General features: G+C 37.8%; 19 protein-coding genes, 5 tRNA genes and 1 other annotated feature. Of the genes, 20 read left to right on the forward strand and 4 right to left on the reverse strand.

Annotation, left to right across the window (positions count from 1 at the left end):
- Nucleotides 1-6 precede the first annotated feature (6 nt).
- The 12 genes from pncC (at nt 7) to BTA34_RS03420 (ending at nt 10,107) form a co-directional block, all read left to right on the forward strand.
- Nucleotides 7-513: a nicotinamide-nucleotide amidase gene (gene pncC / locus BTA34_RS03365; protein ID WP_151434504.1), complete on the forward strand. Its 507-nt coding sequence runs from the start codon at nt 7-9 to the stop codon at nt 511-513.
- A gap of 107 nt (nt 514-620) precedes the next feature.
- Nucleotides 621-1,691, forward strand: coding sequence for a recombinase RecA (gene recA / locus BTA34_RS03370; protein WP_099075159.1), 1,071 nt, complete (start codon nt 621-623; stop codon nt 1,689-1,691).
- Between the two features lie 904 nt (nt 1,692-2,595).
- Complete coding sequence (gene alaS / locus BTA34_RS03375; RefSeq protein ID WP_151434505.1) at nt 2,596-5,223, forward strand: alanine--tRNA ligase; 2,628 nt, start codon at nt 2,596-2,598, stop codon at nt 5,221-5,223.
- A gap of 220 nt (nt 5,224-5,443) precedes the next feature.
- Entirely contained in the window at nt 5,444-5,632 is a 189-nt protein-coding gene (gene csrA / locus BTA34_RS03380) for a carbon storage regulator CsrA (RefSeq protein ID WP_004244778.1), read from the forward strand.
- A gap of 466 nt (nt 5,633-6,098) precedes the next feature.
- Nucleotides 6,099-6,191, forward strand: a tRNA-Ser gene (locus tag BTA34_RS03385).
- A gap of 9 nt (nt 6,192-6,200) precedes the next feature.
- Nucleotides 6,201-6,277, forward strand: a tRNA-Arg gene (locus BTA34_RS03390).
- Between the two features lie 89 nt (nt 6,278-6,366).
- Nucleotides 6,367-6,443: transfer RNA gene (locus BTA34_RS03395), tRNA-Arg, on the forward strand.
- Nucleotides 6,444-6,499: 56 nt separating this feature from the next.
- Nucleotides 6,500-6,576, forward strand: a tRNA-Arg gene (locus tag BTA34_RS03400).
- Nucleotides 6,577-6,632: 56 nt separating this feature from the next.
- A tRNA-Arg gene (locus BTA34_RS03405) sits at nt 6,633-6,709 on the forward strand.
- Between the two features lie 185 nt (nt 6,710-6,894).
- Nucleotides 6,895-8,475, forward strand: a complete 1,581-nt coding sequence (gshA, locus tag BTA34_RS03410; RefSeq protein ID WP_151434506.1) for a glutamate--cysteine ligase — start codon at nt 6,895-6,897, stop codon at nt 8,473-8,475.
- A gap of 162 nt (nt 8,476-8,637) precedes the next feature.
- On the forward strand, nt 8,638-9,153 hold the full coding sequence (gene luxS, locus BTA34_RS03415) for an S-ribosylhomocysteine lyase (RefSeq protein ID WP_151434507.1): 516 nt from the start codon (nt 8,638-8,640) through the stop codon (nt 9,151-9,153).
- Nucleotides 9,154-9,357: 204 nt separating this feature from the next.
- Complete coding sequence (locus BTA34_RS03420; protein WP_151434508.1) at nt 9,358-10,107, forward strand: hypothetical protein; 750 nt, start codon at nt 9,358-9,360, stop codon at nt 10,105-10,107.
- 44 nt (nt 10,108-10,151) lie between these two features.
- Here BTA34_RS03420 and BTA34_RS03425 read toward each other — a convergent pair whose 3' ends face one another.
- Together BTA34_RS03425 and BTA34_RS03430 are read right to left on the reverse strand one after the other, a co-directional pair.
- Nucleotides 10,152-11,426, reverse strand: coding sequence for a CNNM domain-containing protein (locus tag BTA34_RS03425; protein ID WP_151434509.1), 1,275 nt, complete (start codon nt 11,424-11,426; stop codon nt 10,152-10,154).
- A 34-nt stretch (nt 11,427-11,460) separates the two neighbouring features.
- Nucleotides 11,461-12,261, reverse strand: coding sequence for a cytochrome C assembly family protein (locus BTA34_RS03430; RefSeq protein ID WP_151434510.1), 801 nt, complete (start codon nt 12,259-12,261; stop codon nt 11,461-11,463).
- A gap of 173 nt (nt 12,262-12,434) precedes the next feature.
- On the opposite strand from BTA34_RS03430, the gene ffh reads away from it, so the two are divergent.
- The 7 genes from ffh to tyrA all read left to right on the forward strand — a co-directional run bounded on the left by ffh (nt 12,435) and on the right by tyrA (nt 18,596).
- On the forward strand, nt 12,435-13,796 hold the full coding sequence (gene ffh, locus BTA34_RS03435) for a signal recognition particle protein (RefSeq protein ID WP_151434511.1): 1,362 nt from the start codon (nt 12,435-12,437) through the stop codon (nt 13,794-13,796).
- 137 nt (nt 13,797-13,933) lie between these two features.
- Nucleotides 13,934-14,182 (forward strand): 30S ribosomal protein S16, encoded by a 249-nt coding sequence (gene rpsP / locus BTA34_RS03440; protein ID WP_004244772.1) that lies wholly within the window; start codon nt 13,934-13,936, stop codon nt 14,180-14,182.
- A gap of 18 nt (nt 14,183-14,200) precedes the next feature.
- Nucleotides 14,201-14,746, forward strand: a complete 546-nt coding sequence (gene rimM, locus BTA34_RS03445; protein WP_006534751.1) for a ribosome maturation factor RimM — start codon at nt 14,201-14,203, stop codon at nt 14,744-14,746.
- Between the two features lie 38 nt (nt 14,747-14,784).
- Nucleotides 14,785-15,537 (forward strand): tRNA (guanosine(37)-N1)-methyltransferase TrmD, encoded by a 753-nt coding sequence (trmD, locus tag BTA34_RS03450; protein ID WP_006534750.1) that lies wholly within the window; start codon nt 14,785-14,787, stop codon nt 15,535-15,537.
- Nucleotides 15,538-15,589: 52 nt separating this feature from the next.
- A complete protein-coding gene (gene rplS / locus BTA34_RS03455; RefSeq protein WP_023580978.1) occupies nt 15,590-15,943 on the forward strand; it encodes a 50S ribosomal protein L19 in 354 nt (117 codons plus the stop codon).
- A gap of 406 nt (nt 15,944-16,349) precedes the next feature.
- Nucleotides 16,350-17,444, forward strand: coding sequence for a 3-deoxy-7-phosphoheptulonate synthase (locus tag BTA34_RS03460; protein WP_151434512.1), 1,095 nt, complete (start codon nt 16,350-16,352; stop codon nt 17,442-17,444).
- A gap of 27 nt (nt 17,445-17,471) precedes the next feature.
- Nucleotides 17,472-18,596: a bifunctional chorismate mutase/prephenate dehydrogenase gene (gene tyrA, locus BTA34_RS03465; RefSeq protein WP_151434513.1), complete on the forward strand. Its 1,125-nt coding sequence runs from the start codon at nt 17,472-17,474 to the stop codon at nt 18,594-18,596.
- 85 nt (nt 18,597-18,681) lie between these two features.
- On the opposite strand, the gene BTA34_RS18260 is transcribed toward tyrA, so the two are convergent.
- Nucleotides 18,682-18,855, reverse strand: coding sequence for a hypothetical protein (locus tag BTA34_RS18260; RefSeq protein ID WP_265576168.1), 174 nt, complete (start codon nt 18,853-18,855; stop codon nt 18,682-18,684).
- 592 nt (nt 18,856-19,447) lie between these two features.
- On the opposite strand from BTA34_RS18260, the gene BTA34_RS03470 reads away from it, so the two are divergent.
- Nucleotides 19,448-20,788 carry an anaerobic C4-dicarboxylate transporter gene (locus BTA34_RS03470; RefSeq protein ID WP_151434514.1) on the forward strand — a complete coding sequence of 447 codons (1,341 nt, stop codon included), beginning with the start codon at nt 19,448-19,450 and terminating at the stop codon, nt 20,786-20,788.
- 71 nt (nt 20,789-20,859) lie between these two features.
- Here the strand turns inward: BTA34_RS03470 and pheA are convergent, their stop codons facing one another.
- The gene (pheA, locus tag BTA34_RS03475) at nt 20,860-22,017 is read right to left on the reverse strand and encodes a bifunctional chorismate mutase/prephenate dehydratase (RefSeq protein WP_151434515.1); all 1,158 of its coding nucleotides are present in this window, start codon (nt 22,015-22,017) and stop codon (nt 20,860-20,862) included.
- 35 nt (nt 22,018-22,052) lie between these two features.
- Nucleotides 22,053-22,169 (reverse strand) — a sequence feature (Phe leader region).
- Nucleotides 22,170-22,202 lie beyond the last annotated feature (33 nt).

Genomic DNA, 22,202 nt, shown 5'->3' on the forward strand with positions numbered 1-22,202 from the left:
ACCTTAATGATAAATTACGATGAAATGACCCACCTAAGTATTGAGGTGGGTAAAGCGTTACTTGAAAAGAAGAGCACGATAACAACCGCTGAATCTTGCACTGGTGGATGGATTGCGAAAGTTATTACTGATATTGCCGGAAGTTCTGAATATTATCACCGTGGCTTTGTAACATATAGCAATGAAGCAAAGCATGAAATGATAGGTGTTGATGAACAAACTTTGCTTAAATACGGCGCGGTGAGTGAGGAAGTTGTTCTTCAAATGGCTAAAGGCGCACTGATAGCCGCCAATGCAGATTTTGCAGTGTCTGTTAGCGGTATTGCTGGTCCTGGTGGTGGTAGCGAAGAAAAACCTGTTGGTTTAGTTTGGTTTGGCTTTGCAATGAGAAAACCCACAGGTATTCAAACGATGGCAAAACACTGTATATTCAGTGGTTCACGAGAGCAAGTAAGAGCTGAATCTGTTATTTTTTCTTTAAAATCAATTCTTAAAGAAATTATTAATAATTAACTTGATACTGTATGATTATACAGTATAATGAGTTTCAACAAGCAAAATCATATACGTTTTAATGGTAGTGACCCATCTTTATGCTTCACTGCCCAGAGGGAGATAACATGGCTATTGATGAAAACAAACAAAAAGCATTGGCCGCAGCACTTGGTCAAATTGAAAAGCAATTTGGTAAAGGGTCTATCATGCGTCTGGGCGAAGATCGTTCCATGAACGTTGAAACCATCTCTACAGGTTCTTTATCATTAGACGTTGCTTTAGGTGCTGGTGGTTTACCACGCGGTCGTATTGTTGAAATCTATGGCCCAGAATCTTCAGGTAAAACAACGTTAACACTACAAGTTATCGCAGCGGCTCAACGTGAAGGCAAAATTTGTGCATTTATCGATGCTGAGCACGCTTTAGATCCTATCTACGCTAAAAAACTAGGCGTAGATATTGATAATCTGCTGTGTTCTCAGCCTGATACAGGTGAACAAGCCTTAGAGATTTGTGATGCATTATCTCGTTCTGGTGCTGTTGATGTTATCGTTGTTGACTCCGTTGCTGCCTTAACACCAAAAGCAGAAATTGAAGGTGAAATTGGTGATTCACACGTTGGCTTAGCCGCTCGTATGATGAGCCAAGCTATGCGTAAATTAGCGGGTAACCTGAAAAACTCCAACACATTGCTTATTTTCATCAACCAAATTCGTATGAAAATCGGTGTTATGTTTGGTAACCCAGAAACAACAACAGGTGGTAATGCACTTAAATTCTACGCATCTGTTCGTTTAGATATTCGTCGTATCGGTTCTGTTAAAAACGGTGATGAAGTTGTTGGTAGTGAAACTCGCGTTAAAGTGGTGAAAAACAAGATTGCAGCACCATTTAAACAAGCTGAATTCCAAATTATGTATGGCGAAGGTATTAATACCTTTGGTGAACTAATTGATTTAGGTGTTAAACATAAATTGGTAGAGAAAGCTGGCGCATGGTACAGCTACAATGGTGAGAAAATTGGTCAAGGTAAAGCCAATGCAACAACTTACCTGAAAGAACACCCTGAAATGTATGATGAACTAAACACTAAACTACGTGAAATGTTATTAAATCATGCGGGCGAATTTACTAGTGCAGCCGATTTTACTAACGATAGTGATAATGCTGCAGACATTGAAGAGACAGAAGAATAATTTTTCTGCCAATGTCTAAATGACTAAATTGAATGTGTATTAAAACATATTACGTTTATCGTAGTTGTAAATCACTAGTCAATTAATGTGATTTAACTCACTTAGAAAAGGAAGCTATAAAATGGCTTCCTTTTTGCTATATGTCGTATTTTTTATTCAAAAGAGAGCTAAAATTAGTCTTATTTTGTTTTCTTTTTCTAAAAAATAGCCTTTAACACTACTTTACTTAATATAACGATATTTTTTACTAACCTATTTTCTATAGTTGTATGAAGTTTTATATAGTGAAATTTTGGTGATATATCCTTGTTAATAAATAATCTAAATAAGAATCATTACGATAATCTGGTTGCACCAGATAATAAATAATTGACATATAAAGATAAATATCTTCAATATATTTGGATCTAATTTAAATTGCATTTAAAGGTTTGTTGAGATACAAGATGAATTTTATACGGATAAATGCTTTTATTTTAGTAAGTTATCGCGCTATTAATATTTTATTTAAGTAATAACATCTATGTGTTTATTACTAATTGCAATAAGAAAAAGAGATTATCCAGAGAAAATAAACGTATAAAGAGTAACTCCACAAAAAAACAGTAATAGCAAATACTTTTTAATAATTACAAAATGAAAATACTTTAAGTTGCTAACATTTCCCAAGATAATTGCTCTTAAAGAGAGAAAAGTCCCATTCTCAGATAACAATCCCACTTTCAGAAAAAAACTAGACGATTTACAATGTCAACACGAATAAGTTTATCGGGGGTTTTACTTCTGACAGAAGAAATTCTATCTTATCCCTACTTATGTATTCGTTGGCTAAGTAGAGGTAACAATAAACCTCCTCTAACTAGATTTCTAATTTCTGTTTTTCCAGCTTGATTTCGGGATAATTATGAGCAAAAGCACCGCTGAGATCCGTCAGGCGTTTCTCGACTTTTTTCATACTAAAGGACATCAAATAGTACCTAGCAGTTCTTTGGTTCCAAATAACGATCCAACATTGCTGTTTACAAACGCAGGGATGAACCAATTCAAAGATGTATTTCTTGGATTGGATAATAGACCTTATTCCCGAGCGACAACCGCGCAACGCTGTGTGCGTGCTGGTGGTAAACATAACGATTTAGAAAATGTGGGTTATACCGCTCGTCACCATACCTTTTTTGAAATGCTAGGTAATTTCAGTTTTGGTGACTATTTCAAACATGATGCAATCAATTTTGCTTGGGAATTATTAACAGGCAAAGAGTGGTTCAACTTACCTAAAGAAAGACTTTGGGTAACGGTATATGCCACAGATGATGAAGCTTATGATATTTGGAATAAAGAAATTGGTATTCCAGCAGAAAGAATAATCCGCATTGGTGATAACAAAGGCGCACCATTTGCATCAGATAACTTCTGGCAAATGGGTGATACAGGTCCTTGTGGACCTTGTACTGAAATATTTTATGATCACGGTGACCATATTTGGGGCGGACCTCCAGGCTCACCAGAAGAAGACGGTGATCGCTATATTGAGATCTGGAACATCGTTTTCATGCAATTTAACCGTCAATCAGATGGCACAATGGACCCATTGCCAAAACCATCGGTTGATACCGGAATGGGATTAGAGCGTATTACCGCTGTTTTACAACATGTAAACTCTAACTACGATATCGATTTATTCCGTTCATTAATTGAATCAGTTGCGAAAGTCACCAATGCATCTGATTTAAGTAATAAATCATTACGCGTTATTGCCGACCATATTCGTTCTTGTTCATTCCTTATTTGCGATGGCGTTATTCCTTCTAATGAAGGACGTGGCTATGTTCTGCGTCGTATTATTCGTCGTGCAGTACGTCATGGTTATATGCTTGGCGCAAAAAATACCTTCTTCTATAAATTGGTTGCACCATTAATTGAAGTAATGGCAGAAGCTGGTGACGAGTTAAAACGTCAACAGACTATGGTTGAAAACGTATTAAAAACAGAAGAAGAGCAGTTTGCTCGCACGTTAGAACGTGGTCTGCAATTATTAGATGAAGAGCTTGCTCAATTAACAGATGACGTTCTTCCGGGTGAAACCGCTTTCCGTCTTTATGATACTTATGGTTTCCCTCTTGATTTAACTGCCGATGTTTGTCGTGAAAGAAATATCAAAGTTGATGAAAAAGGTTTTGAAGTCGCGATGGAAGAGCAACGTAAACGCGCTCGTGAATCCAGCGGCTTCGGTACTGACTATAATAGTCTAATCAAAGTAGATAGCCGCAGTGAATTCTCTGGTTATGAACAAGATGAACAGCAAGGCACAATTACCGCTATTTTCCATAACGGACAATCGGTCACTGAATTAAAAGCGGGTGAAGAAGGTATTATCTTCTTAAATAAAACCGCATTTTATGCAGAATCTGGTGGCCAAGTTGGTGATAAAGGTGTGCTAACAGGTAAAAATAGCCTGTTTGAAGTCACAGATACGCAAAAATACGGTAAAGCGATTGGTCATATTGGTAAAGTTAACGTAGGGTCATTTATTGTTAACCATAAAATCAATGCCGCTATCGATACTGCTCGTCGTGACGCTATTCGTTTAAATCACTCTGCGACGCACTTATTGCACGCTGCATTGCGCCAAGTTCTGGGCACGCATGTCACGCAAAAAGGTTCTTTAGTTAACGATAAATATCTGCGTTTTGACTTTTCTCATTTTGAAGCTGTTAAACCAGAACAATTACGAGAAATTGAAGATATTGTAAATGCGCAAATCCGTCTTAACTCACCTGTTGTTACTGAGTTAATGGATCTTGAAGATGCGAAAGAAAAAGGTGCGATGGCACTCTTTGGTGAAAAATACGATGAACGAGTTCGTGTTTTAACAATGGGTGACTTCTCTACTGAGCTTTGCGGTGGTACTCACGCTTCTAGAACGGGTGATATTGGTTTATTCCGCATTGTCAGTGAGTCAGGTACTGCAGCTGGTATTCGTCGTATTGAGGCGATTACGGGTATTGCAGCAATTGAGAGTATTCATGAACAATCAGATCTTATCTCTCTTGTTGCACAAATTCTAAAAAGTGATGGTACAAACTTGGTCGAAAGAATCAAAACCGTCCAAGAAAAACATCGTTTATTAGAAAAAGAACTTCAACAACTAAAAGATCAGCAAGCTGCCCAAGAGAGTTCTTCTTTAGGTAGCCAAGCTAAAAACGTGAAAGGTATCAAACTTTTAGTTCGTGAGCTTAATGGTGTGGAGCCAAAAATGTTAAGAACAATGGTTGATGATTTAAAAAATCAATTAGGTTCTGCAATTATTGTGCTTTCTACTATTTCTGATGGTAAAGTGAGCTTAATTGTTGGGGTCACTAAAGATTTAACTGCTAAAGTTAAAGCAGGGGAGCTAATTAGTTTTGTAGCACAGCAAATTGGCGGTAAAGGTGGCGGTCGCCCTGATATGGCTCAAGCTGGTGGTACTGACGTTGAAGCCTTACCTGCAGCTTTGGCAAGTGTTGACGAGTGGGTTGAATCGCATCTGTAAGCGATAGCAACCTGAAAAAAGGCGCTATCCCTGTTGTATAGGGATAACGCCTTATAGAGATATTGATAATCCGTTAAATAATCAATCACTAAATTTATATTTTGTTATGAAGTATGAGTCACTTGTGATAAATAATGATTATACGAATTGACAATGTATGATGGATAATGGCCGGGAAATTCTAGAGACCCGACTCTTGTAAATTTTCAAGGAGCAAAGAATGCTTATTCTAACTCGTCGAGTTGGTGAAACGCTTATGATAGGCGATGATGTGACCGTAACCGTTTTAGGGGTTAAAGGTAATCAGGTACGGATTGGCGTAAACGCACCCAAAGAAGTATCAGTCCATCGTGAAGAGATCTATCAACGAATTCAGGCCGAGAAAACTCAGCCTACTGATAACTACTAAATCAATTCCCATTTTTTAGTCAGTCACAATTCATTCGTAAGCGTCCACACTTTTGCCGGGTTTGGGCGCTTTTCTCTTTATAAGACTTTTGACTCCCTTCTTTGTTCCTATCTTCGTTCTCCTTGAACTGTATTTATTATTGCACTATCCGTTTATTCTGATTGACAGAATTGAAAGTCTTTTTACCTCTAATCATTCGCTTCACAATTATTTGATGAGTGAATGAATTTATTTGCTAAAAGAATAAAATACTTGAATGATTTTTCATCAGCGATATCATTGTGTTTAGAACTTTTTTAGCCAATCTTGATGATAAACGCACCAGTTTGTTTGTGAAGTGTTCAAACAAACGTATATTCGTAAAAAGTTGAGAAAAATTGTTTGACTTCTTAGGCTGAGAAAGTAATATGTGCGCCACACAGAGACGAGATGTTCAGTAAGAACTTCTTCGAGTGGTTCTAAATATGGTGAGATGGCCGAGAGGCTGAAGGCGCTCCCCTGCTAAGGGAGTATGCGGTCAAAAGCTGCATCGAGGGTTCGAATCCCTCTCTCACCGCCATTTAGATTTGCATCCTTAGCTCAGCTGGATAGAGTACTCGGCTACGAACCGAGCGGTCGGAGGTTCGAATCCTCCAGGATGCACCATATTCCAACCCCATGATTAATGTATGGGGTTTTTATTTTGGTGCAAATGGTGAATAATTTGCATTAAAAGCGTAAAGTATTAAAACGGCGCATCCTTAGCTCAGCTGGATAGAGTACTCGGCTACGAACCGAGCGGTCGGAGGTTCGAATCCTCCAGGATGCACCATCTCATTACTCAGATTGCCAATTGCAATATGAGCAGCTAGAAAAAGTAACTACGATGCATCCTTAGCTCAGCTGGATAGAGTACTCGGCTACGAACCGAGCGGTCGGAGGTTCGAATCCTCCAGGATGCACCATCTCATTACTCAGATTGCCAATTGCAATATGAGCAGCTAGAAAAAGTAACTACGATGCATCCTTAGCTCAGCTGGATAGAGTACTCGGCTACGAACCGAGCGGTCGGAGGTTCGAATCCTCCAGGATGCACCATCTTAAAAGCCTCGCTTATTGCGGGGCTTTTTGCTTTCTACCATTCTATTATTTTTCATCATATAACGTCTTTTTTTAGCACCAACTAACAATGCTAACATCATCTAATCAGCGACAATTTAGTGACTTTGCGATAAAGTAACTCCTATCTATTTACTAACATCAATCAACGCGGGAGGTCACCTTTGATCCCGGACGTATCAAAAGCGCTTTCTTGGTTGGAAGCACACCCTAAAGTTTTATGTGGCATCCACCGTGGTATAGAGCGTGAAACTTTAAGAGTTACGCCAGAAGGCAATTTAGCATCAACAGAGCATCCTATCTCATTAGGTAAATCATTAACTCATAAATGGATCACAACGGACTTTGCTGAGTCTCTATTAGAGTTTATTACACCTGTTGATGACAACATTGCACATACCTTGCATTTTTTAGGTGATTTACATCGCTATACAGCACGTCACTTAGATAATGAACGTATGTGGCCTATGAGTATGCCTTGCTTTATTGAAGCGGAAGATAAGATTACGCTGGCTCAATTTGGCACATCTAATGTTGGGCGTTTTAAAACACTCTATCGTGAAGGGCTTAAAAATCGTTATGGTGCGTTAATGCAAACCATTTCAGGTGTGCATTACAACTTTTCGTTGCCTATCGAATTTTGGCAAGCATGGGCAAATGTAAAAGATGAAGAGAGTGGGAAAGAGGCGATTTCTGACGGTTACTTACGTCTTATTCGTAACTATTATCGCTTTGGCTGGATCATTCCATTCTTCTTTGGTGCATCACCGGCAATTTGTGGATCTTTCTTAAAAGGAAGAGAAACAAATCTCCCCTTTGAAAGCACAGCTAAAGGGGCGAAATATTTACCTTATGCAACTTCATTGCGTTTAAGTGATTTAGGGTATACCAATAAATCTCAAAGCGATTTAGATATCACTTTTAATCATCTTGAAACTTATGTCAAAGGGCTGAAAAAAGCGATTCATAAGCCTTCTGAAGAGTTTGCTAAATTAGGCGTTAAGAAAGATGGTAAATATATTCAGTTAAACACCAATGTGTTGCAGATTGAAAATGAACTTTATGCACCTATTCGTCCTAAACGTGTGGTTAAAGGGGATGAATCACCTTCTGATGCGTTATTACGTGGTGGTATTGAATATATTGAAGTTCGTTCACTTGATATCAATCCATTTACGCCAATTGGTGTTGACGAAACTCAAATTCGCTTCCTTGATTTATTCCTGATCTGGTGTGTATTAGCGGATGCTCCAGAAATGAGTGCCTCTGAATTAGCGTGCTGTCGTTCAAATTGGAATAACGTTATTCTAGAAGGGCGTAAGCCAGGTCAAGTTATTGGAATGGGTTGTGGCGAAAGAAAAGAGCCACTAGCGCAAGTTGGTAAAGCCTTATTTGCTGATTTAGAACGTGTTGCTAATGTTCTTGATTGCTGTTCAGGCACTAAATATATGGAAGTTTGCGTTAAGTTAGAGGAAATGTTCGATAATCCAGAATTAACCTTCTCTGGCAGACTATTAGACAAAATTAAAACGCAAGGTATTGGTGGTTTCGGCTTGTCTTTAGCGGAAGAATATTACCAAGAATTAATTAAAACACCTTATGAAACGTTAACCGATGAAGCTTTTGAACATGAGAGAATTTCATCCATAAAACGTCAAGAAGAGTTAGAAAAGAGTGATACCATTTCTTTTGATGAGTATTTGAAGATCCATGCGGGGACAAACACCGATAACGTGGCTTCCTAAACTTAGATAGAAAAAAGCCACACTAAGATTTGTGTGGCTAAAAAATTCTATAGAGAAATAGGGATGATAACAATTTGCGCGTATTCATTACTAAGACCGAGCTACTTGCAGAAAGTTTCATTTTTTCTTAAAAATATTTAAATTTTTCTTAGGAGGTTTTTTATGCCTTTATTGGATAGCTTTACTGTTGACCATACACGTATGTCAGCACCTGCTGTACGCGTTGCTAAAACAATGAAAACGCCATCAGGTGATACCATCACGGTATTTGATTTACGTTTTACTGTGCCAAATAAAAAAGCCATGCCTGAGAAAGGGATCCATACTCTAGAGCATCTGTTCGCTGGATTTATGCGTAACCATCTTAATGGTCATGGTGTTGAGATAATTGATATTTCCCCAATGGGATGCCGTACAGGCTTCTACATGAGCTTAATTGGGCAACCTGAAGAGCAACGTGTTGCTAATGCATGGAAAGCAGCAATGGAAGATGTTTTGAAAGTAAAAGATCAAAACCATATCCCTGAGCTGAATGTGTACCAATGTGGTACTTATGAAATGCATTCACTGACAGAAGCACAAGATATCGCACGAGATATTTTATCTCATAGCATTGGCATTAATCATAACGATGAATTAGCCCTGCCTGAAGAGACTTTAAAAGAGCTGCATATCTAAGCTATATTTAGACTACAGCTAATTTGTAACATTAGGGGATAATAGATCAGGAAATTCGCATCCTGATTTATTGTCTCTTTTTTATTCTTATCTCCTTTATTATTTTTCTTTTCTCTACTCCATTGTTTTATTTTCTTATCTTCTTATATTGTTAGCACAGTAATGGATTAAATTTATGCTTAATACACGGAGTACACTTCTGTTATGGAAAATCGCAAATTCTCATCACCTAAATTAGTGTTAGAGTTTTTTGTTCGAGAATTTTATTTTGTAGGTAAAGGCACATTACGTACCCAATTTCCTAAAGATGCCTTTTTCTATCAAGGACGTTCTAAAGCACTTGAACATCGTTACTTGGAACGAGTCCACAAAAAGTATGTTAAACGCACTCAGTGCGAACCAGAGCTTATTATCAAGCCTGATTTATTATTGCTATCGTCTGAACTCAATACTGAATTATTTGCCAAAATCACCAAGCTACAAACCAACACCATAATGAAAATAAGTGGTGATTATCTTTATAAAGAAAAAGAAGAAGAGCAATATCGTTGGTATTTTCGACAAGATGAAATTAAAACAAACAGTTATAGCGGCGATAATTCACAGTTAAAATATGAAAATATTCGTAGCTTAGCGCCTCACCATTTTAATATTGAAGCCATAAACGGTGAGGAGGCGCTTATTACTAATTTTCCACGCAAGTCACTTTCTCTTACTTTAAATAAAGGAGAAACTGCGTGTTTTATTTGTCGGCGTGAAGAATATGGTGCTGATTATTCTTATCAGCCTGCATTAAACTTAGTTATGTGGGTTAAAAATCATGGTTTTTATTCTGATTATCAACAATTAAAGCCCGAAAAATTAATACAAGAGCAAGCGATAGAACCTTTCTATATGAAGCCCGCCAGAGAGTTTGATTTTCGTAATAGCAAATTACGATTTGAACTAGGATAAACAGCAAAAAATAAGCGCCTTAGAAGGCGCTTATTTTATATTCACTAATGATGTGGGATTGAAAGGTGGCGAATTAACGCCTTTTTAATGACATTATCCTGAACTTCAAGTATTTCAAATTCGTAGTCACTCACTTTTATTTTATGACCTACAACAGGTAAGTCTCCCAACTCTTCAATAATGACACCGTTGATTGTTCGAGCTTCATCTTCAGGTAAATGCCAACCAAAAGCTTTATTGATATCTCGAATATTTGTTGTGCCATCGACTAATAATGAACCGTCTTTTTGAGGAATAACTTCTTCAGCTAAAGATGGGGACATCGAGGTAGTAAAGTCACCAACAATCTCTTCAAGAATATCTTCAACGGTCACTAAACCTTGAATTTCACCATATTCATCAACTACAACACCCGCTTTTTCATTATTCCGTTGGAAGTTGACGAGTTGTAGGTTTAATGGGGTGCTTTCTGGAATAAAGTAGATTTTATCAGCAGCTTTCATCAGAATTTGCTTGGTGAATTCTTTTTTCTCTGTCATTAAGCGGTAAGCTTCTCGTACTCGCAACATACCAATTGCATCGTCGAGAGTATCACGATAAAGCACTATGCGACCGTGTGGAGAATGCGTTAATTGTCTTACGATAGATTTCCATTCATCATTGACATCGATACCAAAAATCTCATTTCTTGGCACCATAATATCGCCAATTGTCACTTTTTCTAAATCTAAAATCGACAGCAACATATTCTGATTTCTTTGCGAAAGCTTTGATTTAGATTCATTAACGATAGTTCTTAATTCTTCTTTTGAGACCGCATTCCCTTGTATTACCGGCGATTTTATACCAAAAACACGCATCAATATGAGGGTTATTTTATTAAAAAACCAGACAACAGGGAGCATCAGTATTTGCAAAGGTAGTAAAAGAATGCTACTTGGGTAAGCAATACGCTCAGGATAAAGTGCAGCAATAGATTTTGGGAGTACTTCAGCAAAAATTAGAATAATAAAGGTCAATACACCTGTCGCAATAGCGACACCCGCGTTACCATACAAACGCATACCGACGATGGTTGCTAAGGCAGATGCCACAATATTAATTAAATTATTACCAATTAATACTAAACTGATAAGCCTATCAGGACGTTGCAGTAATTTTTCTACACGTTTTGCCGCTTTATTTCCTTGCTTCGATGCGTGGCGAAGACGATAACGATTAATCGTCATCATACTCGTTTCAGTACCTGAGAAATAAGCCGAGGCAATAATCATACATATAAGTATGATAATGAGCGTAGATGTTGACACATGCTCCAAAATTGAGATCCTTTTGCTACCCTAAAATAGAAAATTAATTAAGCACTAACTCTTGTAATAAACGATTACCAAAAAAAGCTAATGTTAAAATAATAGCGCCAATTAAATTAAAGAGAATGACTTTCTTTCCTCTCCATCCTTCTCGGTAATGTCCCCATAATAAAATGACGTAAACAAACCAAGCTATGATAGAGAAAATAGATTTGTGAATATTTTCTTTACCAAAAATATTATCCATATAAACCAACCCTGTACATAAGGTCAGTGTCAGCAATACCACACCCACTTGTGTGATATGAAACATTTTACGCTCAATTGACATTAATGGTGGCATTTGTGGTGAGAATTTTAGCTTCTTATTTTTTAGTTGATAGTCGAGCCAACTAACTTGTAATGCATATAAAGCGGCTATTAACAGTGTGGCATAGCTTAATAAAGCCAGCCCAATATGAATAAAGAGCGATGTGCTGCTTTCAAGATGTGTAACAAATTCACCCGGCATCAGCGCGGCAATAATAAGATTGACTATTGCGAAACAATAAACGATAGGCAGTAAGAACCATGCACGGCCACGAGAAGCCACAATCGTCATGATAACGCAGACCATCAGGCTCACAATCGCACCTAGATTGGTGAGTGAAAGATTCTGTCCGCTGTGGGGGCGGAAAATTAAAAATTTTAATGAAATGGCATGTGCAATAAGTGCAATTACCGCAAATAGTAGAGCTAATCCGCGGTATCCATTCTGCTCTTTTCGTAACAGACCGGGCAAAAACAGCACCAGACTGAGTAAATAAGCGCAGACAGCGACGATAGAGATTGATATAACGGGCATAGTTTCGCTTACATATATTGTTTGAATAACTTCCTAGTATAGCGCTAGGAGCATACGGCTCCAACTATTGAAGTCATTAAGCTTAAATCTCTATGCAGAGATCCGCGAGTCATCGTGATATAATCGGTGGCATACATGACCGATAAGCCCAACTTTAACACTGAGCTAAGATAATGTTTGAGAATTTAAGTGACAGACTATCGCGCACATTGCGCAATATAAGCGGTCGAGGAAGACTGACCGAAGAAAACATTAAAGAGACACTGCGTGAAGTGCGTATGGCTTTATTAGAAGCTGACGTTGCTTTACCTGTGGTTCGTGATTTTATTGCGCGCGTCAAAGAGAGCGCAGTAGGGCATGAAGTTAACAAAAGCCTGACTCCGGGTCAGGAGTTTGTGAAGATTGTTCAAAATGAACTCGTCAATGCGATGGGGGAAGTGAATACCGACCTTGATCTATCAGCACAACCGCCAGCTGTTGTGTTAATGGCAGGTTTACAAGGTGCCGGTAAAACAACCAGTGTCGCAAAATTAGGTAAATTCTTAAAAGAGAAAAAGAAGAAAAAAGTTCTTGTTGTTTCTGCTGACGTTTATCGCCCAGCAGCGATTAAACAGCTTGAAACGTTAGCCGAAACGGTTGGCATTGATTTCTTCCCTTCGACAGTTCAAGAAAATCCAGTCACCATTGCAAGTAATGCATTAAAACATGCGCAACTTCAATTCTATGATGTATTGCTGGTGGATACAGCAGGTCGTTTACACGTAGATGAAGGGATGATGGAAGAGATCCAACTTCTCCATAAAGCCATTAATCCCGTTGAAACCCTGTTTGTTGTTGACGCCATGACGGGTCAAGATGCGGCAAATACAGCAAAAGCATTTAATGAAGCATTGCCATTAACGGGGGTTGTATTAACCAAAGTTGATGGTGATGCGCGTGGTGGTGCGGCATTATCCATTCGCCATATCACCGGTAAGCCAATTAAATTCCTCGGTGTTGGGGAAAAAACAGAAGCCTTAGAACCTTTCCACCCAGATCGTATTGCCTCTCGTATTTTAGGCATGGGTGATGTTCTGTCTTTAATTGAAGACATTGAAAGTAAAGTTGATAGAGCGCAAGCTGAAAAGCTGGCAACAAAACTTAAAAAAGGTGATGGCTTTGATCTAAATGATTTCTTAGATCAATTAAAGCAGATGAAGAACATGGGCGGCATGGCGAATATGTTAAGCAAAATGCCGGGTATGTCTCAGGTGCCAGATGCAGTAAAATCACAAATGGATGATTCAATTTTAGTGAAAATGGAAGCGATTATTAATTCCATGACTAAAAAAGAACGTCAAAAACCAGAAATCATCAAAGGTTCTAGAAAACGCCGTATTGCAGCGGGTTCAGGAACACAAGTGCAAGACGTCAACCGTTTATTAAAACAGTTTGATGATATGCAACGTATGATGAAAAAGATGAAAAAAGGTGGCATGGCTAAGATGATGCGTAGCATGAAAGGTATGATGCCACCTGGATTTCCAGGCCGATAAAATCAAAAAGCCTGAAAAAAAACGTGCTTTGGATTGCTTTTTTCGCCAAAGTGAGTAAACTTTTCGGGCTTTTTATATGACAACCGGACTCCGTTCCTCGATGGCGTCTGGTTGTTTTATTAACTAATGAGGATGTTATGGTAACAATTCGTTTAGCTCGTGGCGGCGCAAAAAAGCGTCCGTTTTACCAAGTAGTAGTAACCGATAGCCGCAATGCGCGTGATGGTCGTTTCATTGAACGTGTAGGTTTTTATAACCCACTGGCAACCGGTAATGCAGAAGAATTACGTTTAGACGTAGACCGTGTTGAACACTGGGTTGCTCAAGGCGCAACAGTTTCAGAACGTGTTGCTGGCCTGATCAAATCAGCGAAGAAAAGCGCTTAATCTGTCGCGGTGGTAACAATGAGCGAACAAAAAACCTTAAAAGAGCCTGTAGAACCTATTGTTATGGGTAAGTTGGGCTCACCTTACGGGATCCGTGGTTGGCTCAGAGTTTTTTCCTCCACCGAACACGCCGAAAACATTTTTGAATATCAACCGTGGTTTATTCAGCGTCATGGACAGTGGGAAACCATTGAAATTGAAAGTTGGAAACATCACAACCAAGATATTATCGTCAAGCTAAAAGGTATTGATGACAGAGATGCGGCCAATTTCCTGACTAATTTTGAAATTGTCGTGAATGCTTCGCAACTTCCAGAACTTGAAGGTGAATATTACTGGAAAGATCTGATGGGTTGCCACGTAGAAACGGATAAAGGCTACGATCTGGGTGTCGTTACAGACATGATGGAAACTGGCTCAAATGATGTCATGGTGATTAAAGCGAATCTGAAAGATGCGTTCGGTATCGGGGAACGGTTAGTTCCGTTTCTTGATGGGCAGGTTATCAAGAAAGTCGATCTCTCAGCGAAAAAAATTATCGTTGATTGGGATCCTGGTTTTTAGATTATCCGGTTAACGGTTCTCAATAGTGGGACACAAAAATGTGGATTGGGGTAATTAGCCTATTTCCAGAAATGTTCCGCTCTATAACCGAGTACGGGGTGACTGGTCGGGCAGTGAAGCATGGTCTGCTCAATGTAGAATGTTGGAATCCCCGAGATTTTACATACGACAGACACAATACCGTTGATGATCGTCCTTATGGCGGTGGTCCCGGTATGTTGATGATGGTTCAACCTTTAAGGGAAGCCATTCATCAAGCAAAAGCTGCGGCAGGTGATGGAGCAAAGGTGATTTACTTATCACCTCAGGGACGCAAACTCGATCAACAAGGAGTTTGTGAACTGGCAACAAATGAGAAGTTAATTCTGGTTTGTGGTCGGTATGAAGGTATAGACGAGCGTGTCATTCAGACTGAAATCGATGAAGAGTGGTCTGTGGGTGATTACGTATTAAGTGGTGGGGAATTACCTGCCATGATAATGATAGATGCAGTAGCGCGCTTTGTACCGGGTGTTCTCGGACACGCAGCCTCTGCGAAAGAAGATTCTTTTGCTGAAGGTTTACTGGATCATCCTCACTATACTCGCCCAGAGGTTTTAGATGGCATGGAAGTTCCGGCAGTTTTACTGTCAGGCAATCATGCTCATATTAATCGCTGGCGCATGAAACAATCACTGGGTCGAACCTGGCTAAGAAGACCTGAGCTTCTGGAAAGCCTAGCTCTGACTGACGAGCAAAGAGTGCTGTTAACAGAGTTCCAACGGGAACATCTGTCAGGAACAGCAGAGTAAGTCTGACACAAGATGTCATTAATATCAGTTTACCTAGGGTAAGAGAGTTATTATGAGCAATATTATTAAACAAATCGAACAAGAACAGATGAAGCAAGATGTTCCTTCATTCCGTCCTGGTGACACTTTAGAAGTTAAAGTATGGGTTGTTGAAGGTTCTAAAAAACGTCTGCAGGCATTCGAGGGCGTGGTTATCGCTATTCGTAACCGCGGTCTGCACTCTGCATTCACTGTTCGTAAAATTTCTAATGGCGAAGGTGTTGAGCGTGTATTCCAAACTCACTCTCCAGTCGTAGATAGCATCACTGTGAAACGTCGTGGTGCGGTTCGTCAAGCTAAACTGTACTACCTGCGTGAGCGTTCAGGTAAGGCTGCTCGTATCAAAGAGCGTCTTAACGCTAAATAATACGCTTTCGCACATCCGAAAGTTATTGTTAAAAGGTCAGCATTTGCTGACCTTTTTTTATATCTCCCTTGTTGAAAATATTGTTTATTCGTTTTTTATCTCTTTTACTTCTATATTCCTATCTTATCTATTCTTCATATGTCGAGATTCATTAAAAGATAAACTGTAAATATATTTTTACGAATTAATGTTTTAATTCAATCTCCATCACATTATTTCTGCTTCCTTTATTTTTTGTAACTAGTTGTTATTTATTGTTTATCTATAATAAAATCATTAACTGTAAAGTTATGATTACATATATGTCAAAAATATTAAAAATATGGATTGATTTCTTTACATTGCATGTTATCTTATCTTTCAGACACACAAAAATCACAATGACAGATATAAAAAGGTAAAGATTATGATCATGCAAAAAGACGCACTCAATAATGTGAATATCAGCGAAGAGCTGGTTTTAATTACTCCAGAAGAGTTAAAACAAAAATACCCATTGAGTCGCAATGATCTGCATGCCATTGCTCAATCACGTCAAACAATTTCTGAAATTGTCCAACGTCGTGATCCTCGCTTACTCGTGGTATGTGGACCTTGTTCCATTCATGATGTCGATGTTGCGTTAGATTACGCAAAACGCCTGAAAGTCTTAGCGTCTGAATTAAGTGATAGTCTGTATATTGTGATGCGTGTCTACTTTGAAAAACCTCGTACTACTGTTGGTTGGAAAGGTTTAATTAGCGATCCATTTATGGATGGTAGCTTTGAGATGGAAAAAGGATTACATATTGCCCGTAAGCTATTGACTGAACTTGTGCAATTAGGTTTGCCTCTGGCAACGGAAGCGTTAGATCCTAACAATCCACAATACTTAGGTGATTTATTCAGTTGGTCTGCAATTGGAGCTAGAACAACCGAATCTCAAACTCACCGTGAAATGGCATCAGGGCTTTCAATGCCAGTTGGATTTAAAAACGGAACAGATGGTAATTTAGATACTGCGATTAACGCGATGAAAGCGGCTTCTATGCCACATAGGTTTATGGGAATTAACCAATCAGGGCAGGTTTGTTTATTGCAAACACAAGGTAATCCTGATGGTCATGTTATTTTACGTGGTGGTAAAACACCAAACTACCATGAAGAAGATGTTGCTCAATGTGAAGCTCAAATGGTAAAAGCAGGATTAAAACCATCATTAATGATTGATTGCAGCCATGGTAATTCTAATAAAGATTTCCGACGTCAAACGCAAGTGGTGGATTCTGTGATTGAGCAAATCACTAAAGGTAATGAATCTATCACTGGCATTATGTTAGAAAGTCATATTAATGAAGGCAATCAATCGTCAGAGCAATCTCGTAGTGAAATGAAATACGGTGTCTCGGTAACAGATGCGTGTATTAGTTGGGAAACAACAGAGTCAGTGTTAAGAAATTTACATGCTCAACTTTCCCCGATTTTAGTTCAGCGTGAAGCTCAGTTAAAAAAAGTTAGTTAATCATAAAGAAAAAAGAGGCAAGCATAGATGGCTGAAGAATTACAAGGTTTGCGTGAGCAAATTGATCAGGTAGATAAATCACTGCTTTCTTTACTCGCAAAAAGAATGCAGCTGGTAGCTGAAGTGGGAGAAGTTAAAAACCGTCATGGCTTACCGATTTATGCACCTGATAGAGAAGCCTCCATGCTTGCTTCTCGTCGTAATGATGCACAAATGATGGGGATTTCCCCAGATTTGATTGAAGATGTGTTACGCCGAGTAATGCGAGAATCCTATACTAAAGAGAATGACAAGGGATTTAAAACGCTTAATCCTCAACTTGGTAAAATCGTTATTGTGGGAGGAAATGGGAAAATGGGTAAACTATTTTCTCGTTTGTTTACACTCTCTGGCTATCAAGTTGAAAGCTTAGAAGCTGATGAATGGCAAACTAAATCACCTGCTATTTTTGATAATTCAGGAATGGTCATAATTAGTGTGCCTATCCATTTAACCGTTGAGGTTATTGAACAATTACCACCATTGCCTAAAGATTGCTTATTAGTCGATTTAGCCTCTATCAAAAAGGCCCCTTTAGAGGCGATGTTAAAGGCACATAGTGGACCTGTTTTAGGTCTTCATCCAATGTTTGGCCCTGATGTGCCTAGTTTGGCAAAACAGGTTGTGGCTTATTGTGAAGGACGAAACCATCAAGAATTTGAATGGTTGCTAGAGCAATTAATGGTATGGGGCGCTAGAATTGAGGCGATTACGCCAGAAGAGCATGATAAAAACATGAGTTTTATTCAAGCACTTCGACATTTTACTACCTTCGCTTACGGTCAGCATTTAGCAAAAGAAAAAGTGGACTTAGCCAGTTTACTGCGACTGTCATCTCCTATTTATCGCTTAGAATTGGCAATGATAGGACGACTGTTTGCTCAAGATCCTCAACTCTATGCTGACATTATTTTATCATCACAAGAGAATATTGAACTCATTCGTAGATATCATCATTCTCTGGGACAAGCTATCGATTTATTAGATATAAATGCAAAGAGTGAGTTTGTTCGTTCATTTAATAACGTGAGTGATTGGTTTGGCGATTATGCTACTCAATTTATGAAAGAGAGTGGTGTATTATTACAAAAGGCTAACGATAGCCGAATCTAGTTAAATTATTTGTTATATAAAAGGTCGAGCAATAAAATAAATTGTTCGGCCTTTTTATTTTATTAATTATTTCATGTTTAGCTTATCACCAGTCATCATCACAAGGTGGCCAAACACAACGACGAAAAGCAGAGATATTGCTATTATTTTGAGAATATTCAATTTTCGATGTTATATTTTTTTCTGCTTTATCATCAAAATAAGCACTTGTATAACTAGCGAATAAAAATAAGCATATTAAAATATATGATTTATTCATAATCACTCCTTTTAAAACAAAATGCTTAAAAGTTAATAGTCTTTAGGATCTGGACATGGACTTACTGTGCAACGTTTCAAATCCGTTTGAGACGTTAGTGAGTAAGTGTGATAACCCTCTTTTAATTTAATTTCATCTACGTTATTGGTAAAAAATAGACTTAAAATCAATATGATAAAAGTATTCATATTCTTTCCCCGCCATTTGAAAATTTAATAATAGATAAGAATTACCTGTTTTTATTCAGAAAATAAAAGTAGATAAATATAAATATACATTTAAAAACAAGGAGATAAATATCTGTTTTTATTAATAGAGTAATATATCTTGTATTTGTTGTTATTTAATTGTTATCGCTGAGTTTAATTTAATAATAATTAATGTTCAATATTGTCTCTTTATTAAAACTTATTTGTTGATGAGATCTTAAAACTGAATGAAATTAAAAGTTATTATTAAAATTATAACAATGATCAAAAAAATGCCTATAACAATTATCGTAAATTATATTTTATAAACTCTTTTTTTGCAATAAATGCTAAAAATTAAATTGTATTATTTATATTCCGACGTGTTTTTCAAGGGGTAATTTATGGATTTTTTAATACAACTCGCCATTATATTAGTGTGTCTATTTTATGGGGCTAGGAAGGGAGGAATTGCATTAGGTCTATTAGGTGGTGTAGGTCTGGTTATTTTAGTTTTTATTTTTAATCTCCCTCCGGGAAAACCACCTGTTGATGTTATGTTAGTTATTATTGCCGTTGTTTCTGCATCAGCAACATTACAAGCATCTGGTGGATTAGATGTTATGTTGCAAATAGCAGAAAAATTATTACGTAAAAATCCAAAATATATTTCTATTGTTGCACCACTTGTAACTTGTACTCTTACAATATTATGTGGTACTGGACACGTCGTTTATACCATATTGCCAATTATCTATGATGTGTCGATTAAAAATAATATTCGCCCAGAAAGACCAATGGCAGCAAGTACAATTGGCTCCCAAATGGGGATTATTGCCAGTCCTGTATCCGTTGCCGTTGTTACATTAGTCGCAATGCTCGGTGATGTGACTTTTAATGGCAAACATCTAGAGTTTTTAGATTTATTAGCAATTACTATTCCGTCTACTTTTATCGGTATTTTAGCTATTGGTATTTTTAGCTGGTTTAGAGGAAAAGATTTAGATAAAGACCAACGTTTCCAAGAATTTGTTTCAGTTCCTGAAAACCATGATTATGTTTATGGTGATACAGCAACACTTCTAGATAAAAAGCTCCCTATGAAAAATTGGGTAGCAATGTGGATTTTCTTAGGTGCAATTGCTGTTGTGGCAATATTAGGTGCTTTCTCTGAAATACGCCCTGTATTTAATGGTAAACCATTATCTATGGTGCTCGTTATTCAGATGTTTATGTTATTAGCTGGCGCATCAATTATTATTATCTGTAAAACCAACCCTTCTCTTATTTCTAAAAATGAAGTATTTCGTTCAGGGATGATAGCAATTGTTGCCGTATATGGTATTGCTTGGATGGCAGAGACAATGTTCTCTGCACATATGAAAGAAATAGAAGCAGCACTGGGGCAATTAGTACGAGAATACCCTTGGGCTTATGCCGTTGTCTTATTATTGGTATCTAAGTTTGTTAACTCTCAAGCAGCCGCTTTAGCCGCAATTGTTCCTTTAGCATTGGGTATTGGTGTTGATCCTGCTTATATTATTGCATCGGCACCTGCTTGTTATGGTTATTATATTCTGCCAACTTATCCTAGTGACTTAGCGGCAATTCAATTTGACCGTTCTGGCACAACTCGAATTGGGCGTTTTGTTATAAATCACAGCTTTATTCTACCGGGATTAATTGGTGTAACTGTTTCCTGTATCTTTGGTTGGGTATTCGCTGCGATGTATGGTTTCTTATAATTAATCTTAAAATAAGAACCAAAAAGAAAAGCCAGATAGCTATATGCTATTTGGCTTTTTTGGGAGCTAGGTTATTTCACTTCAACAGGAACAACATTTTCTGAAGGGTAACAGCCTAGTATTTTTAATGAACGTGTTGTTTGTGATAAATCGTGTAAGGCTTTTTGCATATTGATATCACGTAAATTGGCTTGAACATCAATATAAAACATCTCTTCCCAAGGTGTACCATTAATAGGACGAGATTCGAGTTTCGTCATAATAATGTCGTATTTTTTTAAAATCATTAATGCATCGACTAATGCACCCGCTTGTTGCCCCGTTGCCATTAAGAAAGTTGTTTTAGCGGGCACTTGCTCTGAAACATCAATAGCTTTTCGTGCAATAACAATAAAGCGTGTTACGTTTATTTGTTGGTTTGCTAAATTATTAGCTAGAGGTTTTAAACCATAAAGAGAGCCACCGGCTTCACTACCAATTGCCGCAACAAATGGTGATTGTGCAAGAGCCACTTTTTCCATTGCAGCCGCTGTACTTTCACAATATTCAATTTTCCAGTTTGGATACTGATTTAAATAATGGCTGCATTGTTGGAAGGGTTGAGGATGACTATAAATAGTTTGTAACTCTTCTGGGCTGCTATCAACACTTGTTAAAAGCGCATGATTAATAGGGATGCGAATTTCTCCAACAATAGAGATTGATGTTGTTTGCAGTAAATCGTAAACATCATTAATTGCCCCTGAACTGGTATTTTCAATTGGTAGCAAACCGTAATCAGCTTGACCAGTATCAACAAGTGTAAAAATGTCGTCAAATTTCTGGCAAGTGCAATCAACGAAGCTATCAAAATGGCGGGCAGCATATTGACGAGCAGCAATATGTGAATAAGAGCCTTTAGGTCCTAAATAAGCAATTCTGGCTGATTCATTAGGCGTTGCATTAAGATGTTGTTGTAGAATGGCTTGTTGCGTTAAGACAGAGTCTTCGATGATCATTTGAAAAATACGGCTAATATAAAAACCATCTAGTCCAACGTTTTTTCCTTTCTCAATTAATAAATCAAGTAATTCACGCTCACGATTTTTATCTCTAATAGGGCGATGTGTATTCAATTTAAATTGAGCAACATCAGCAGATAATTGGCGTCTGTTTGCTAACAATGTTAGTAATTCTGAATCTAACATTGTGATCTTATCTCTGATTGCTGATAAATCGAGTTTTTCCATGTTTAAGCCCTATACCGTTATGTCATGCCATCATAAATAAAAAAGCCTCCAATTTTGGAGGCTATTGTCGTTCTTACTTTTCTTTCTAAAATGACAAAGCCTCTTAATGAAAGAGTAAAAAGAAAAAGAAGAAAGGCAAATGTGAATGTTTTTTCATTATATTGATTGGTAAATTATTTGATGTA

The organism is Proteus sp. CD3 (genome assembly GCF_008808075.1).
In the GTDB taxonomy this organism is placed as follows: Bacteria; Pseudomonadota; Gammaproteobacteria; order Enterobacterales; family Enterobacteriaceae; genus Proteus; species Proteus appendicitidis.